The organism is Nocardia sp. NPDC003482, from assembly GCF_053588115.1.
In genome coordinates this window covers 96,529-110,335 of the sequence record NZ_JBSFPI010000008.1, presented here as the reverse complement: position 1 = coordinate 110,335, position 13,807 = coordinate 96,529, and the positions used below count along the sequence as shown (strand labels likewise).

Genomic DNA, 13,807 nt, shown 5'->3' with positions numbered 1-13,807 from the left:
TCGACTCAGCGGGGGTTACCGCCGAGGCTGAAGCGGACGCCGGACGGATCGACCACCGCGGCCAGCCGCCCGTACGGGGAGTTCTGCGGCTCCATCTCGATCGAGCCACCGAGTTCCACCACCCTCTTCGCCGCCGCGTCGACATCCTCGGCGCCGAAGTAGATCTTCCAGCCGCTGGGCGAGCCCGCGGGTTCGTAGGGCGTCGCGTCCATCACGCCGCCGAGCATGGGCGACTCGGAATGGATTGTGGTGTAACGGAATTCGGGCGAGTCCGAGACGGTGAACGGGTCCTGCCAGCCGAACGTCTCGCGGTAGAAGCTCAGCGCCCGGTCGTAGTCGTGGGTGTGCAGCTCGAACCAGGTCGGGTAGTCGACGTGGTCGCTCCACACGCCGCCCGTGGCCACGCCGAAGCTGCCGAACCCGGGGTGCACCCCGCCCTGCCACACGCCGACGCTCGCACCGCTCGGATCGGCCAGCACGGCCATGGTGCCCAGGTCACCGACGGGCATGGGCTCGTACAGAACCCGACCGCCGTGGTCGGGCGCGGCGTCGGCGATGGCCTTGGCGTCGGGCGCGGCCAGGTAGACCGTCCACTGGTTCGGCGCGCCGTCGGAGCCGTCGTTGCGCATCCCCCCGGCCACGGCGTTGCCGTCCTTGCGGAAGGTGATGTACCCGCCGAACTCTTCGGCGATATCGGCCGTCCAGCCGAACAGCTCACCGTAGAACTCGACGGCCCGCTCGGCGTCGGGGGTGAAAAGCTCGACCCAGCACGGATCTCCGGGCCTGAAGGTGTAGGTCATGACGACTCCTCTCGGGAGGGGATGTTGCTCACCTACTCCGACGGCCCGCGCGCCCGGAATTCATCGCCTCAGTGGTCGTCGCGCGCCTCGAGTTTCGGCACCAGCCGGTCGAGCATCCCCTCCAGCAGCGCCTCCTCGTCCCCGGTGAGTTCGGCCAGCGCCTTGTAGGTCCGCACCTGCGCGGCCCGGATCCGGTCGGCCAGCTCGCGGCCCTCGTCGGTGGGGGCCAGATACTTCACCCGCCGATCCGACGGATTCACCGTGCGGCGCACCAGCCCCCGCGTCTCCATGCGGTCGGCCACCCCGGTCAGATTCGACGGGTCGCACGCCAGCTGCGCGGCCAGCGCCCGCATGGGCAGCTCCCCCGGCGGCTCGTTCAACGCCAGCAACAGCTTGGCCTGCGTCAGCGTGAGCCCGTGTTCCTCGGCCGCGGTGAGGAAGTCGTGCATGTACGCGGTGACGAAGCGCGCGATCAGCAATGACAGCGCGCTTCGGCTTGTGGCCGGGCTCATAGTCGCGATCCTACCTCCACGATTGACATCGACGATCTTTGAAGCCTTAGATGCTTGAGGACTTCAAACTTATCTATGTTCAAGCATCTGGAGGTGCTCGTGGCCGAATCGAAGGGTTCGCTGCTGACCGGCGTCCTGGCCTTCGCGGCGATGATCGTGACGGTCATGCAGACCCAGGCCGTGCCGATCCTCGGGCTCATCGCCACCGATCTGGGCGTCTCGACCACCTCGGTGAGCTGGGTGACCACGGCGACGCTGCTGTCCGCGGCGGTGTGCACGCCGCTGCTCGGGCGCGTCGGGGATCTGTACGGCAAGAAGCCCACGCTGCTGGTCGTGCTGGTGGTGGCGGCGATCGGTTCGGTCGTGTCGGCGCTGGCGAATTCGCTGGGGACGCTGCTGGTGGGCCGCACGTTGCAGGGCGTGGCGACCGCGATCTTCCCGCTCGCGCTGGCCATGCTGCGCGAACAGGTCCCGGCCGCCCGGCTGCATCACGCGATGGCGATCGTGAGCGGCACGCTCGGCTTCGGCGGCGGGCTCGGCCTGGTGACCACCGGCCTGCTGACCAAGGGCGCGCATCCGGACTATCACGTGGTGTTCTGGTTCACGGCCGGGCTGTCGGTGCTGGCGCTCGTCGCGGCCGCGGTGGCCGTCCCGGCGACGGGGACCCGGCATCCGGGCAGCGTGGACCTGCCGGGCGCGGCGGCGCTGGGCGGATTCCTCGTCCTGCTGTTGCTGCCGATCTCGCAGGGTCACGAGTGGGGCTGGACCTCGGCGGCGACGCTGGGCTGCTTCGCCGCGGCGGTGGTGTTCGCGGTGGCGTGGGTGCTCATCGAACGCCGGGTGGCCGCGCCGCTGGTGGACCTCGCCATGTTCACCCACCGGCCGGTGCTGTTCACCAACCTCGCCGGGATGTTCGTCGGCTTCGCCATGTTCCTGCTGTTCATGGGCATTTCGTATCTGGCCCAGATGCCAAGGCACGCAACGGGTTACGGGTTCGAGGCGTCGATCCTGCGGGCCTCGGTGGAATATCTGCTGCCCACCGCGCTCGCCTCCATGGCGGCCGCGCCGCTGGGCGGGATCCTGGTGGGCCGGATCGGCGGTCGGCTCGTGCTGGCCTTGGCCGGACTGGTCGGGGTGGCGGGATTCGCCTGGATGGCGCTCGCGCACGACGACACCGGCTCGGTGATCTGGGCCGGGGTGGTGGTCGGCGTCGCGATCAGCCTGGCGTACGCGGCCATGCCCGCGTTGATCGCCGCGGCGGTGCCGCATCATCAGAGCGGCATCGCCAACGGCATCAACTCCATCTCCCGCACGGTCGGCAGCTCACTGGGCAGCGCGATCATCACGACGCTGCTGACCGCCAAGCTCCTGCCGCGGCTGCCGCTGCCGCAGGAGGGCCAGTTCACGGTGGCGTTCTGGGTCGGGGCGGGCGCGTGCGCGGCCACGCTGCTCGCGGCCCTGTTCGGTTTGCGCCGGGAGTCGGCTCAGCCGCCGGTCACGATGCAGGAGCCGAGCACGTTGATGCCCTGCCCGACCGACAGCTCCAAGGTGGCCGCCGGGATGTCGGGCGACTGATCCTCCTGCACCGCGGCCAGAATGTGCTGCCCCTGGGTGGTCGGCACCCAGTCGATGACCGAGGTGGCCGAACCGGAACGGGCCCAGCCGATGAGCTGGCCGTTGTCGAAGAAGGCGACGCGGCCGACCGGATCGGTCACCCGGGCCTGCAAGCCGTAGTGGCACCCCGTGCCGTAGTTGGTGGCCGAGCCGAAGCTCACGTCCGATCCGGCGCCGAGCTGGGTCACCGCGGCGTCGGCGGGCGCGGCGAGGGCGAGGGCGCCCGCGCCCAGCGCGCCGCCGAGGAGTGCTGCTCCGATCCTGCTGGTCATGTGCATCCTGTTCGATCTCGATTCCCGGGCGGCCGTCGCCCGCGGGTCGGCCTCCATCCTCGCTCGACACGCGGGCAACCGGGGGCGGAAACGCTCGATTGCCGGGCAAGCGACAAAAAGAGGACGATGGCGTTATGCATCGTGACGCGCCGACCAGCGACATCGACGAGACCCGGGTGACGATCACGCCGCCCAAGGATCGGGCCGCGGGCGTCGAGGCGGTGGCCGTGGCACTCGAGCGCGCGGTCGAGGAGATGGGTGTCGTCCGCACCGCGCGCACGCTGGCCCGGCTCAATCAACGGCACGGCTTCGACTGCCCGGGGTGCGCGTGGCCCGAGCCGACCGGGCATCGCCGACCCGCCGAATTCTGCGAGAACGGGGCCAAGGCCGTCGCCGAGGAGGCCACGCTGCGCACGGTCGGCCCGGAGTTCTTCGCCGAACACTCCCTCGCCGATCTCGCGGACAAGTCCGGCTACTGGCTGGGCCAGCAGGGACGGCTCACCCATCCGATGGTGCTGCGGCCCGGCGACACGCACTACTCCCCCATCGCCTGGGACGACGCGTACCGGCTGATCGCGAACACGTTGCGCGACTTGGCATCTCCCGACGAGGCCGTCTTCTACACCTCCGGGCGCACCGCCAACGAGACGGCCTTCCTCTACCAACTGCTCGTGCGCTCTTATGGCACCAACAATCTGCCGGATTGCTCCAACATGTGCCACGAGTCCTCGGGCGCCGCGCTGAGTTCGTCCATCGGCATCGGCAAGGGTTCGGTGTCGATCGACGATTTCGCGGCGGCGGACCTGATCGTGGTGGCCGGGCAGAATCCGGGCACCAACCATCCCCGGATGCTGTCGGCGCTGGCCACCGCGAAGGCCAACGGCGCCACGGTGATCGCGGTCAACCCGCTGCCCGAGACCGGTCTGATCGGCTTCCGCGACCCGCAGACGCTCAAGGGCCTGACCACCGGCGTCACCATCGCCGACGACTTCCTCCAGATCCGGCTCGGCGGCGATATGGCGCTGTTCCGGGGGCTGGCGCGGCTGCTGTTCGAGGCCGAGGACCGCGCGCCCGGCACGGTCGTGGACCGCGCCTTCGTCGACGCGCACACCGTGGGTTTCGCCGAATTCGAGAAGCAGTCCCGCGCGGTCGATCTCGACCTGGTCGAGGAGGCCACCGGCCTCACCCGCGCACAACTCGAACGCACCGCGCGCCTGCTCGCCGACTCGAAGGCGACCATCGTCTGCTGGGCGATGGGGTTGACCCAGCAGCGGCACGGGGTCGCCACCATCGAGGAGATCACCAACGTGCTGCTGATGCGCGGCATGATCGGCAAACCCGGCGCGGGGGTGTGCCCGGTGCGCGGGCACTCCAACGTGCAGGGCGACCGGACCATGGGGATCTGGGAGAAGATGCCCGAGAGTTTCCTCGCCGCACTGGATTCCGAGTTCGGCATCCGCAGCCCGCGCGGGCACGGCTACGACACCGTGGCCGCGATCCGGGCCATGCGCGACGGGAAGGCGAAGGTGTTCTTCGGGATGGGCGGCAATTTCGTATCCGCCACGCCCGATACCGCGGTCACCGAGGCGGCGCTGCGCGGATGCGAGCTGACCGTGCAGGTCTCCACGAAACTCAATCGCAGCCACGTCGTGCACGGGCGCACCGCGCTCATCCTGCCGACCCTCGGGCGCTCCGATCGGGACGTGCAGGGCGGGGTCGGACAGCAGGTGTCGGTGGAGGATTCGATGTCGATGGTGCATCTGTCGACCGGTCGGCTCACGCCCGTCGGCGCGGAGTTGCGCAGCGAGGTCGCCATCGTGTGCGAGCTGGCGCGGGAGCTGCTCGGGCCGGAGCATCCGGTGCCGTGGGAGCGGTTCCGCGGCGACTACGACACGATCCGCGACGCGATCGGCCGGGTCGTGCCCGGATGCGCGGATTACAATCGGAAAGTACGGGAGCGCAACGGTTTCCAGTTGCCGCATCCGCCGCGCGACGCCCGCGAGTTCCGCACGGGGACGGGCCGGGCGAATTTCGCGGTGAACGAGCTGGCGTGGTTGCCGGTGCCGCCCGGGCGATTGATCCTCCAGACGCTGCGCAGCCACGATCAGTACAACACCACCATCTACGGGCTCGACGACCGGTATCGCGGAATTCACCACGGGCGCAAGGTCGTTCTGGTGCATCCGGAGGATATCGCCGCGTTCGGCTTCGCCGAGGGCGAGCTGGTGGATCTGGTGTCGGAGTGGGTCGACGGGAGCGAGCGGCGGGTCGGCGGGTTCCGGCTGGTGCCGTACGCGACGCCGCGCGGGAACGCCGCCGCCTACTACCCGGAGACGAATCCCCTTGTGCCGCTGGATCACGTGGCCGAGCGGTCCAACACCCCGGTGTCCAAGGCGGTCACCATCCGGCTGGAACGGGCGTCGGCGTGAGCCGGGTGACCGCGCGCCGCAAGACCACGCGCATCTCCCCCGCCGGAGTCGCGCAGCGACCCGACACCCTGGCGGTGGAGGAGCCGCTGGAGTTGCGGGTCGACGGGCGCTCGCTGACCGTCACCATGCGCACGCCCGGCGACGATGTGGATCTCGCGCACGGATTCCTGTTGAGCGAGAACATCATCGGGGCGCGGGAGGACATCGTCTCCGCGCGCTACTGCGCGGGGACCGACGCCGAGGGGCGCAATACCTACAACGTGCTCGACATCCATCTGCGCACGCCCACGCCGATCACGGCGCGCGGCTTCCTGACCACGAGCGCGTGCGGATTGTGCGGGAAGACCGCGCTCGACGAGGTGCGCACGCGGACGCGGTTCCCGATTCCGGCGGACGGGCCGCTCGTCGACACCGAGGTGCTGGCCGCGTTGCCGGACGAATTGCGTTCGCGGCAAAGGGTTTTCGACGCCACCGGGGGTTTGCACGCGGCCGGGCTGTTCACCGTGGACGGCACGCCGCTCGCGGTCCGCGAGGATGTGGGGCGGCACAACGCGGTGGACAAGGTGATCGGGTGGGCGTTGCGGGAGAACCGGGTTCCCGCACACGATCTCGTGCTGATGGTGAGCGGGCGGGCGTCGTTCGAGCTGGCGCAGAAGGCGGTGATGGCGGGGATTCCGGTGCTGGGGGCGGTGTCGGCGCCGAGTTCGCTGGCGGTGGATCTGGCCGTCGAATCCGGGCTCACACTGGTCGGATTCCTGCGCGGGGAGACGATGAACGTGTATTCCGGGATGCATCGGCTGAAGCCGCGCTGACGCAGCCGGATTCGCGGGCCCGCGCTCTTGTTCGTGGTCCCGTGCTCTTGTTCGCGGACCCGCGCGCTCGTTCGCGGACCCGCGCTCTTGTTCGCGGACCCGCGCGCTCGTTCGCGGACCCGCGCGCTCGTTCGCGGACCCGCGCGCTCGTTCGCGGACCCGCGCTCTTGTTCGCGGACACCGGTCGTTCTACGGTGTGGGCACCGGAATGCGACGGCGAACGGGAGGCCCCGATGCGGATCTCGGTGCAACGGGCGGGTGACAACCTGCGGGTGCGGATGCGGCTGGACGTGAATCGACGCCGGTGGCTGATCACGCAGATCGCGCTCGGCGCGCTCGCGGTCATCGGGGCGTATGTGGGGCTGTGGGCGACGGTCGCGCCGGAGGCGTGGTACCGCAGTTTTCCCGGGCTCGGGATGAACTGGGTCGCGATGGACGGGCCCTACAACCATCACCTCGCCGGGGACGTCGGGGCGTTCTTCCTCGGGCTCGCGGCGGTGGCGGGGGCGGCGCTGTACTTCGGCGACAGTCTGCTGGCCCGGGTGGCCGGGCTGGGGTGGGTGGTGTTCGGGGTGATCCATCTGATCTATCACGCCGCGCACAAACCGGCCGAAATGTCTTCGGGGAACTACACGCTCAGCCTGTTGTCGGTGATCCTGCTGCCCGTGCTGGGCCTGGCCGCCCTGCTGGCCGCGCCGCGCGAACGGGTCCGGTTGCGCGATCCCGCGCCGATGACTTTCCGGCTGCCGGGCCGTCGTAACAGGTGAGTCACCGTAGGCGATGAGCAGACATCGGACAAAGGTTCAACGGCGAACCACGGAGGATCAACGGCGATCTTCGGCAACGGGCGCGACTGGGGGCATCGGTCGTCACCGAGTTCGATAGCGAGGTCGCGGGGGGGCGTCACTACGGGGTGGCGCTCTCGCCGGTGATCTCCTCGCGCGGCAATGCCGCGAGAGTGGTCAGGGCATTGAGGAACCCGCGCCGGTCCGCCGGATCGAGCCGCCCGAGCAGCGCTTCCTCTCTGGCCTGGATGTCCGCCTGCACGGCGTCCCGCACGGCCCTCCCCTCGGGCGTGAGCGCGAGCAACCGAGCCCGCCGATCCGCCGGATCCGGCCGCCGCTCGATCCATCCCCGCGCCTGCAATTCGTCCAGCACCGGAATGATCCGCGTCTTGTCGGCCCCGATCTCCTCGGCCAGCACCCCCTGCCCCCGCGCGGTCCCCCGCCCCAGCGCCACCAACACGCTGTACCCCCACATGCTCACCCCGTGCTCCGCCAGCACCGGCTTCTCCAACGCCATCAGAATCCGCCCCAACGGCACGATCATCGCCGCCAGATCCGGCCGCTCCACCTCACCCATGCCGCCCAACATATCCACTCCCCCAGGTTCGGCAGCACAGCCGCACCCTTTGTTGGAATCCGCACCCTTTGTGGGGCCCTGGAAGGGGTGCGGATTCGGATAAGGGGTGCGGCTGGGTTGCCGGTCAGTGGGGCCAGTGGGGGGAGCGGCCGAGGGCGGTGAGGATTCGGGTGAGGGGGTCGGCGGGGGTGGGGGTGGGGAGGGCGGGGGCGAAGGGGGCGTTGGGGATGTGGCGGTATTCGTTGTCGGGGACGGCCAGGGCTATGCGGAGGGCCTCGTCGGCGAGGGCGGGTGGGAGGTGGTAGTCGAGGTCGAGGGCGCGGGCGACGTCCCAGCCGTGGACGACGTAGTCGATGAAGTGGAAGCCGATGGCCTGGTGGCCGGGGGCGGTGAAGCCCTCGGCGAATTCGGGGAGGGCGAAGTCTCTGGTCAGGACGTCGGGGGAGGCGTAGGCGGTGGTCACCTCGGTGGCGGCGGCCGCGTAGTCGGCCACCGGGTCGTCGCCGAGGGGAGTGGGTTGCCAGACGGCCAGGTCGGCGCCCTCGCCTCGGGCGGCGGCGGCGAAGCCTCGGTGTTGAGCGGTCATGTGGGACAACAGGTCTCGGAGGTTCCAGGCGGAGCAGGGGGTGGGTCGATCGAGGTCGTCGGGCTTGGCGTGGGCGACGATCTCGACGCTGTAGTCGACCGCGCGGCGGTTGAGGTCTCGAATGTCTGTCATACAAGAATAGTAAGCGCATGAGTATCGTATGTCTACGCTTATTATCTACGCCCGCTGACCAAGCGCGAGCCGACACAACGAAACGGGCCCGGGAGACGAATCTCCCGGGCCCGTTCGAAAGCGGGGAACTACGCCGACTTCTCCCGGCGCTCGGTCCGCGCGACCGGCTTGCGGGGCACGATCGTCGGCAGCACATTGTCGTTGACCGTATCGGCGTTGACGACCACCTTGGCCACATCGTCGCGGCTGGGGATGTCGTACATCACCGGCAGCAGCACTTCCTCCATGATGGCGCGCAGGCCGCGGGCGCCCGTGCCGCGCAGAATGGCTTGGTCCGCAACGGCTTCCAGCGCGTCGGTGGTGAACTCCAGTTCCACACCGTCCATTTCGAACAGGCGGACGTACTGCTTCACCAGCGCGTTCTTGGGCTCGGACAGGATGCGGACCAGCGAGTCCTTGTCCAGGTTGGTGACCGAGGCGACGACGGGCAGGCGGCCGATGAACTCGGGGATCAGGCCGAACTTGATCAGATCCTCCGGCATCACCTCGGCGAAGTGATCGGCGGTGTCGATGTCGGCCTTGGACCGCACCTCCGCGCCGAAACCGATGCCGCGCTTGCCGACCCGGTCCTGCACGATCTTCTCCAGACCCGCGAACGCGCCCGCCACGATGAACAGCACGTTGGTCGTGTCGATCTGGATGAACTCCTGATGCGGATGCTTGCGCCCGCCCTGCGGCGGCACGCTGGCCTGGGTGCCCTCGAGGATCTTCAGCAGCGCCTGCTGCACACCCTCGCCCGACACGTCGCGGGTGATCGAGGGGTTCTCGGACTTGCGGGCGATCTTGTCGACCTCGTCGATGTAGATGATGCCCGTCTCGGCGCGCTTGACGTCGTAGTCGGCGGCCTGGATCAGCTTGAGCAGGATGTTCTCGACGTCCTCGCCGACATAGCCCGCCTCGGTGAGGGCGGTGGCGTCGGCGATCGCGAACGGGACGTTGAGCATCTTGGCCAGCGTCTGCGCGAGGTAGGTCTTCCCGCAGCCGGTGGGGCCCAGCATCAGAATGTTCGACTTGGACAATTCGACCGGTTCGCCGCGATTGTCGCGGCCTTTGTCCCCGGCCTGAATACGCTTGTAGTGGTTGTACACCGCGACGGCGAGCGTGCGTTTCGCCGAATCCTGGCCGATCACGTACTGCTCGAGGAACTCTCGAATCTCCGCCGGCTTGGGCAGCTCGTCGAGTTTCACCTCGCTGGACTCGGCCAGCTCCTCTTCGATGATCTCGTTGCACAGATCGATGCACTCGTCGCAGATGTATACACCCGGTCCCGCAATGAGCTTCTTGACCTGCTTCTGACTCTTTCCGCAGAACGAGCACTTGAGCAGATCGCCGCCATCACCGATGCGCGCCATCTCGTGGGTCCCTACTTCCTTGTCCGCGTGCAACCGTCTGTCTCGGAAGCCGACAAGCCGCCTTCGAACTACGCTACCCGCCCACATCGATCAGTGTCGTGCGCTGATCGGATTTTTCGAAGCTTCGGCAGTGCGTTCTCAGGCCTTCGACCGTGCCGACAACCATGAGCAAAGGTCCCTGAAGTGACCGTACCCGGTCGACGCGAAACAGGTCGACAACTTGGGGCACGTTTCTCACTCCGGCTGCCTTCCGCCACGACGACGGAAGGCAGCCGCGGGTCACTTCTTCTGGGCGCTCAACTTCCGGTAGTCGAACACCGTATCGATGATGCCGTATTCCTTGGCCTCCTCGGCGGTGAGGATCTTGTCCCGATCGGTGTCCTTGCGGATCGTGTCGGCGTCCTTGCCGGTGTGGCGGGCCAGGGTCTTCTCCATCTGGCGGCGCATGCGCTCGATCTCGGCGGCCTGGATCTCCAGGTCGGAGACCTGGCCCTGGATGCCGCCCTCGAGCGAGGGCTGATGGATCAGCACGCGGGCGTTGGGCAGGCAGGCGCGCTTGCCGGGGGTACCCGCGGCCAGCAGCACCGCGGCCGCGGAGGCGGCCTGACCCAGGCATACGGTCGCCACGTCGGCGCGCACGTACTGCATGGTGTCGTAGATGGCCATCAGCGCGGTGAACGAACCACCGGGCGAGTTGATGTACATCGTGATGTCGCGGTCGGGGTCCAGCGACTCGAGCACCAGCAGCTGGGCCATGATGTCGTTGGCCGAGGTGTCGTCCACCGTCGCGCCGAGGAAGATGATGCGCTCCTCGAACAGCTTGTTGTACGGGTTGGACTCCTTGACACCGAAGCTCGAGTGCTCGATGAACGAGGGCAGGATGTAGCGCGACTGCGGCCCGGCGGGCGCGGTTCCGGACAGGCCGGCGCGGGGATCGATGATCATCTTCGTCTCCAAGTCTCGAATGGGTGAGCTACTGGGCGGCGCCGTTGCTGTCGCCGACCTGGCGGGCGTGCGAGATCACCCGGTCGATGAAGCCGTACTCCAGGGCCTCCTTCGCCGTGAACCACCGGTCGCGGTCGGCGTCGGCGGTGACCTGCTCGAGCGACTTCCCGGTGTGCAACGCCTGCAGCTCGTTCAGTTCGCGCTTGGTGTGGGCGAACTGCTCGGCCTGGATGGCGATGTCGGCCGCCGAACCGCCGATTCCCGCCGAGGGCTGGTGCATCATGATCCGCGCGTGCGGCAGCGCGTGCCGCTTGCCCTTGGTGCCCGCGGTCAGCAGGAACTGGCCCATCGAGGCCGCCAGGCCCAGCCCGTAGGTGGCGATGTCGCACTCGACCAGCTGCATGGTGTCGTAGATCGCCATGCCCGCGGTCACCGAACCACCGGGAGAGTTGATGTAGAGCGCGATGTCGCGGGTGGGGTCCTCGGCCGACAACAGCAGGATCTGAGCGCAGAGCTTGTTGGCGATGTCGTCGTCGACCTGGGTGCCCAGGAAGATGATGCGCTCCCGCAGCAGGCGCTCGTAGACCGAATCACTGAGGTTGAGCCCAGCAGTGGGGGACGTCATGACCGGCCCTGCCTGATTGATTGTCACGGATACCTGCCCTCTCTCACCGGCACGGTGCTAGCTAGCACGGCCATTTCTGATTCGCTGACACAAACCCTAACGAAGCAGGGCGGCACCGAACTCCCGGTACCGCCCTCGCTTCGCTCACAGCGCAACGCTCGCAACCATTCCCGGACGTTCGCGCTGGTGATGCATGATTACTCGGCGCTCGCCTCGACGGCCTCGGCCGCGTCGGCCTCCTCGGCGGCCGGGTCGCCGAACATCTCGGCGGTGTCGACCGTGTTGCCCTCGGTGTCGGTCACCGCGGCCTGGCCGACCACGCCCGCGAGCGCCTTGCCGCGACGCACGTCGGCGAAGATCGCGCCCAGCTGGCCGGCCTGCTGCACCTGCTGGATGAACTGCTCGGGCGACATGCCGTAGCGCTGCGACTGGAACAGGATCCGCTCGGTCAGCTCGTCCTGGCCGACCTGGGTGTTGTCCTTCTCCGCGATGGCGTCCAGCAGCAGCTGGGTCTTCACCGACCGCTCGGCGGCCTCCTTGGTGTCCTTGTCGAACTCCTCGCGGGAGGAGCCCTGCGCCTCGAGGGCCTCGGCGAGCTTGGCCTCGTCGTGGTCGAAGCCGTGCACCGCGTCGTGCAGCACGGCGTCGACCTCGGCCTGCACCGCGCCCTCGGGCAGCGGCACCTCGGTCCGCTCCAGCAGCGCCTCGAGCACCTTGTCGCGGATCTCGCCCGCCTGCTGCACCTTCTTGGACTGCTCCACGCGACCGCGCAGATCGGTCTTCAGTTCCTCGATGGTGTCGAATTCGCTTGCCATCTGGGCGAATTCGTCGTCGGCCTCGGGCAGCTCGCGCTCCTTGACCGAGTTCACCTTGACGGTGATGACGGCCTCCTTGCCCGCGAACTCACCGGCCACCAGGGTGGAGGTGAACTCCTTGGACTCCTCGGCGGTCATGCCGATCAGGGTCTCGTCCAGGCCCTCGATGAGCTGGCCCGAGCCGACCTCGTGCGACAGGCCGGTGGTCGACGCCTCGCTGACCTCCTGGCCGTCGACGGTGGCCGACAGGTCGATGGAGACGAAGTCGCCGTCCTGCACGGGACGCTCGACGTTCTTCAGCGTGCCGAAGCGCTGACGCAGCGACTGGAGCTGGTCCTCGATGTCCTCGTCGGAGATCGAGATCGGGTCCACGGTGACCGCGATGCTGGAGTACTCGGGCAGTTCGATCTCGGGGCGGACGTCGACCTCGGCGGTGAAGGCCAGCTCCTCGCCGTCCTCGATCTTGGTGATCTCGATCTCGGGGCGGCCGATGACCTTCACCTCGGAGGTCTGCACGGCCTCGCCGTACTTGGCGGGCAGCGCGTCGTTGACGACCTGCTCGAGGATCGCGCCGCGACCCAGGCGGGCCTCCAGCAACTTGGCGGGGGCCTTGCCCGGCCGGAAACCGGGGATGCGCACCTGCTGGGCCAGCGCCTTGTACGCCTTGTCGAAGTCGGGCTTCAGTTCCTCGAAGGGCACCTCGACATTGATGCGGACCCGGGTCGGGCTCAGCTGCTCGACGGTGCTCTTCACGGACATGCTCCTCGTTCTGTTCGTTGTGACGATGTCGGTTTCCCCCCGATCACATCCAGCTAAGGCTAGTCGACGGCACCGACCGGACTGCAATCGGCCGCGCGTCAGCCCACCTTCACCGCGTCGGTGACGAAGACCAGGGTCTCGTTGGGCTTGATGCCGTTGCCGCCGCGGCCGTAACCGAGGTTCGGCGGGACGATCAGCAGCCGGCGCGCGCCCTGCTGCACACCGAGCAGGCCCTGGTCCCAGCCCGGAATCACCTTGCCCGCACCGAGAGTCAGCTGGAACGGCTCGCCGCTGTCGAAGGAGCTGTCCAGCTTCTGGCGATCCGACCAGGTGACCAGGGTGTAGTTCATGGTCAACGGCTGGCCCGCGACCGCGCCCGGGCCGCTGCCCGCGACGAGATCCTTGGTGATCAGCTTGGTCGGCGGATCGCAGTTTTCGGGGATGGTGATGGTCGGCGCCTCGCCGAAGCCGCCCGTGACGCCGATGTCCTCGGCGGCGCATTCGCGGCCGTGGCTCGCGGTGGGCGTCGCCGCGGCGGTCGACGGGCGGGCGAGGGCGGACGAGGAGGGCGCGGGCGTACTCGTATCGTCGCCGCTGCCGCAGGCGGTGAGCGCGACCGCGGCGGCGGCGAGCGCGGTCGAGCCGAGGATCCGGGCCAGAGAGGTCATGGGCGGCACCCTATTCCACCGCGCCGACTCCGCCGTGCGCCGGTAGCGTGACTGGCGAGCCGCA

Annotated in this window: 14 protein-coding genes; 4 read left to right on the top strand and 10 right to left on the bottom strand. The window is 68.6% G+C overall.

Annotation, left to right across the window (positions count from 1 at the left end; genetic code table 11):
* Window positions 1-5: 5 nt before the first annotated feature.
* Both ACWDSJ_RS14475 and ACWDSJ_RS14470 read right to left on the bottom strand, forming a co-directional pair.
* A complete protein-coding gene (locus tag ACWDSJ_RS14475; RefSeq protein ID WP_450032187.1) occupies window positions 6-800 on the bottom strand; it encodes a VOC family protein in 795 nt (264 codons plus the stop codon).
* A 68-nt stretch (window positions 801-868) separates the two neighbouring features.
* Window positions 869-1,312: a MarR family winged helix-turn-helix transcriptional regulator gene (locus ACWDSJ_RS14470; protein ID WP_387367093.1), complete on the bottom strand. Its 444-nt coding sequence runs from the start codon at window positions 1,310-1,312 to the stop codon at window positions 869-871.
* A gap of 75 nt (window positions 1,313-1,387) precedes the next feature.
* Between ACWDSJ_RS14470 and ACWDSJ_RS14465 the strand changes: the two genes are divergently transcribed.
* Entirely contained in the window at window positions 1,388-2,887 is a 1,500-nt protein-coding gene (locus ACWDSJ_RS14465; RefSeq protein WP_450032184.1) for an MFS transporter, read from the top strand.
* On the opposite strand, the gene ACWDSJ_RS14460 is transcribed toward ACWDSJ_RS14465, so the two are convergent.
* Window positions 2,797-3,198, bottom strand: a complete 402-nt coding sequence (locus ACWDSJ_RS14460; RefSeq protein ID WP_450032182.1) for a hypothetical protein — start codon at window positions 3,196-3,198, stop codon at window positions 2,797-2,799. The two genes, ACWDSJ_RS14465 and ACWDSJ_RS14460, sit on opposite strands and share 91 nt — an antisense overlap.
* 134 nt (window positions 3,199-3,332) lie before the next feature.
* Here ACWDSJ_RS14460 and ACWDSJ_RS14455 point away from each other — a divergent pair, with 134 nt between their 5' ends.
* The 3 genes from ACWDSJ_RS14455 (at window position 3,333) to ACWDSJ_RS14445 (ending at window position 7,206) form a co-directional block, all read left to right on the top strand.
* On the top strand, window positions 3,333-5,627 hold the full coding sequence (locus ACWDSJ_RS14455; protein ID WP_450032181.1) for an FdhF/YdeP family oxidoreductase: 2,295 nt from the start codon (window positions 3,333-3,335) through the stop codon (window positions 5,625-5,627).
* Window positions 5,624-6,439: a formate dehydrogenase accessory sulfurtransferase FdhD gene (gene fdhD / locus ACWDSJ_RS14450; protein ID WP_450032179.1), complete on the top strand. Its 816-nt coding sequence runs from the start codon at window positions 5,624-5,626 to the stop codon at window positions 6,437-6,439. Before ACWDSJ_RS14455 ends, fdhD begins: the two co-directional genes overlap by 4 nt.
* A gap of 233 nt (window positions 6,440-6,672) precedes the next feature.
* The gene (locus tag ACWDSJ_RS14445; protein ID WP_450032177.1) at window positions 6,673-7,206 is read left to right on the top strand and encodes a hypothetical protein; all 534 of its coding nucleotides are present in this window, start codon (window positions 6,673-6,675) and stop codon (window positions 7,204-7,206) included.
* 139 nt (window positions 7,207-7,345) lie between these two features.
* On the opposite strand, the gene ACWDSJ_RS14440 is transcribed toward ACWDSJ_RS14445, so the two are convergent.
* The 7 genes from ACWDSJ_RS14440 to ACWDSJ_RS14410 all read right to left on the bottom strand — a co-directional run bounded on the left by ACWDSJ_RS14440 (window position 7,346) and on the right by ACWDSJ_RS14410 (window position 13,743).
* On the bottom strand, window positions 7,346-7,801 hold the full coding sequence (locus ACWDSJ_RS14440; RefSeq protein WP_450032175.1) for a MarR family winged helix-turn-helix transcriptional regulator: 456 nt from the start codon (window positions 7,799-7,801) through the stop codon (window positions 7,346-7,348).
* Between the two features lie 124 nt (window positions 7,802-7,925).
* Window positions 7,926-8,519 carry a TIGR03086 family metal-binding protein gene (locus ACWDSJ_RS14435; RefSeq protein ID WP_387367114.1) on the bottom strand — a complete coding sequence of 198 codons (594 nt, stop codon included), beginning with the start codon at window positions 8,517-8,519 and terminating at the stop codon, window positions 7,926-7,928.
* A 128-nt stretch (window positions 8,520-8,647) separates the two neighbouring features.
* The gene (gene clpX / locus ACWDSJ_RS14430; protein ID WP_387367117.1) at window positions 8,648-9,931 is read right to left on the bottom strand and encodes an ATP-dependent Clp protease ATP-binding subunit ClpX; all 1,284 of its coding nucleotides are present in this window, start codon (window positions 9,929-9,931) and stop codon (window positions 8,648-8,650) included.
* A gap of 279 nt (window positions 9,932-10,210) precedes the next feature.
* A complete protein-coding gene (locus tag ACWDSJ_RS14425) occupies window positions 10,211-10,876 on the bottom strand; it encodes an ATP-dependent Clp protease proteolytic subunit (protein ID WP_387367119.1) in 666 nt (221 codons plus the stop codon).
* A gap of 28 nt (window positions 10,877-10,904) precedes the next feature.
* A complete protein-coding gene (locus ACWDSJ_RS14420; protein ID WP_387367122.1) occupies window positions 10,905-11,501 on the bottom strand; it encodes an ATP-dependent Clp protease proteolytic subunit in 597 nt (198 codons plus the stop codon).
* Between the two features lie 197 nt (window positions 11,502-11,698).
* Window positions 11,699-13,069, bottom strand: coding sequence for a trigger factor (gene tig, locus ACWDSJ_RS14415; RefSeq protein ID WP_450032172.1), 1,371 nt, complete (start codon window positions 13,067-13,069; stop codon window positions 11,699-11,701).
* 104 nt (window positions 13,070-13,173) lie between these two features.
* The gene (locus ACWDSJ_RS14410) at window positions 13,174-13,743 is read right to left on the bottom strand and encodes an FKBP-type peptidyl-prolyl cis-trans isomerase (RefSeq protein WP_450032170.1); all 570 of its coding nucleotides are present in this window, start codon (window positions 13,741-13,743) and stop codon (window positions 13,174-13,176) included.
* Window positions 13,744-13,807 lie beyond the last annotated feature (64 nt).

What these genes read in the sequence shown, in the direction of transcription:
- ACWDSJ_RS14475 (WP_450032187.1), bottom strand. Translation starts at nt 800, where the DNA reads ATGACCTACACCTTCAGGCCCGGAGATCCGTGCTGGGTCGAGCTTTTC.
- ACWDSJ_RS14470 (WP_387367093.1), bottom strand. Translation starts at nt 1,312, where the DNA reads ATGAGCCCGGCCACAAGCCGAAGCGCGCTGTCATTGCTGATCGCGCGC.
- ACWDSJ_RS14465 (WP_450032184.1), top strand. Translation starts at nt 1,388, where the DNA reads ATGTTCAAGCATCTGGAGGTGCTCGTGGCCGAATCGAAGGGTTCGCTG.
- ACWDSJ_RS14460 (WP_450032182.1), bottom strand. Translation starts at nt 3,198, where the DNA reads ATGACCAGCAGGATCGGAGCAGCACTCCTCGGCGGCGCGCTGGGCGCG.
- ACWDSJ_RS14455 (WP_450032181.1), top strand. Translation starts at nt 3,333, where the DNA reads ATGCATCGTGACGCGCCGACCAGCGACATCGACGAGACCCGGGTGACG.
- ACWDSJ_RS14445 (WP_450032177.1), top strand. Translation starts at nt 6,673, where the DNA reads ATGCGGATCTCGGTGCAACGGGCGGGTGACAACCTGCGGGTGCGGATG.
- ACWDSJ_RS14440 (WP_450032175.1), bottom strand. Translation starts at nt 7,801, where the DNA reads ATGGGTGAGGTGGAGCGGCCGGATCTGGCGGCGATGATCGTGCCGTTG.
- ACWDSJ_RS14435 (WP_387367114.1), bottom strand. Translation starts at nt 8,519, where the DNA reads ATGACAGACATTCGAGACCTCAACCGCCGCGCGGTCGACTACAGCGTC.
- clpX (WP_387367117.1), bottom strand. Translation starts at nt 9,931, where the DNA reads ATGGCGCGCATCGGTGATGGCGGCGATCTGCTCAAGTGCTCGTTCTGC.
- ACWDSJ_RS14425 (WP_387367119.1), bottom strand. Translation starts at nt 10,876, where the DNA reads ATGATCATCGATCCCCGCGCCGGCCTGTCCGGAACCGCGCCCGCCGGG.
- ACWDSJ_RS14420 (WP_387367122.1), bottom strand. Translation starts at nt 11,501, where the DNA reads ATGACGTCCCCCACTGCTGGGCTCAACCTCAGTGATTCGGTCTACGAG.
- ACWDSJ_RS14410 (WP_450032170.1), bottom strand. Translation starts at nt 13,743, where the DNA reads ATGACCTCTCTGGCCCGGATCCTCGGCTCGACCGCGCTCGCCGCCGCC.